Raw genomic sequence first — 1,174 nt, forward strand, 5'->3', positions numbered from 1 at the left:
GCTTGTCTTATGATTTTCTGGCTTCTTCGTGAGATAAAGAAGCGCCGGAGAGGACGGCCATCCTTCTCCGGCGATGGGGGATGGATCGTGAAATGCGAGGCCGCCATTCTTGCGAATGCCGGGCCGAGCTAGAGTTTGATCACCCCCATCTTTTCCAATCGTCCTGAACGGATACCCGAGCTTTTGGCTCGGATGACAAGCATGGGAGATCAGAAAAGATGACGGATATTACCATCGGCGCAGACATCTCGAAAGACCATATCGATCTGCACAGTCTGCCGGATGGCCAGACATTGAAGGTTGCCAATGACCGCAAGGGCTTTGCAGCCATTCTCAAATGGATCGGCGCAAGAGGCGTGCAGCGCATCGTCTTTGAGCCAACCGGCCCCTATCACAAGGCCTTCGAGCGGTTCATGGCTGTGCAGGGAGTGCCAATCTGCAAGGTCAACCCCCGGTCTGCGCGACGTTTTGCTGAAGCCACCGGCCAGCTTGCCAAGACAGACAGGATCGATGCCGCACTGCTTTCCCGTTACGGCGCGCTCCTCGAGCCACGCCTCCTGCAGGCCGACACGCAAATTCATAGCGACTTGAAAGAGTTGCATATGGCACGTCTGGCCCTCATCAAGGACAGGACGGCTGCAAAGAACAGGGAAAAGAACCTGTCCAATCCTTTGTTGAAGAGACACAATACCGAAAGGCTCCGGCAGATCGAGCGCCAGATCAAGGCCGTGGACGAGGCCATCATGGCGCTCATTGTCGAAGACGAGGCCCTGAAGGCCAGGTTCGACATCCTCGTCTCCATCCCCGGCCTGTCGCACGTCACCGCATTCACGCTTCTCATCGAGATGCCCGAACTGGGTGAGATGGATGAGAAAGCCGCGGCGGCCCTTTGCGGTCTTGCCCCCATGAACCGCCAGTCCGGACGATGGACCGGACGCGCTTTCATTGCTGGCGGCCGGGCCATCGTCCGCCACGCACTCTACATGCCGGCTCTCGTCGCATGTCGCTTCAACCCGGACCTCAAGGCAAAATACGATCAGCTCAAAGCCGCCGGAAAAGCACCAAAGGTCGCCATCACCGCCATCATGCGAAAGCTCGTCGTCCTCGCAAACGCACTGCTCAAAAGCAACCGCAAATGGACACAAAAAACCGCTTGATCAACACGGATACTCTA

Annotated in this window: 1 protein-coding gene; it reads left to right on the plus strand. The window is 57.2% G+C overall.

Annotated elements, in window-relative coordinates; all coding sequences use genetic code 11:
• Positions 1-218: 218 nt before the first annotated feature.
• Entirely contained in the window at positions 219-1,157 is a 939-nt protein-coding gene (locus tag LQK84_RS25030) for an IS110 family transposase (RefSeq protein WP_230831492.1), read from the plus strand.
• The last annotated feature ends 17 nt before the right edge of the window (positions 1,158-1,174 follow it).

It is taken from the genome of Rhizobium sp. C4, assembly GCF_021026315.1.
Classification (GTDB): Bacteria; Pseudomonadota; Alphaproteobacteria; order Rhizobiales; family Rhizobiaceae; genus Ensifer_A.

Bases quoted from the DNA above. Each gene is read 5' to 3' on its own strand.
- LQK84_RS25030 (WP_230831492.1), top strand. From the start codon at position 219: ATGACGGATATTACCATCGGCGCAGACATCTCGAAAGACCATATCGAT.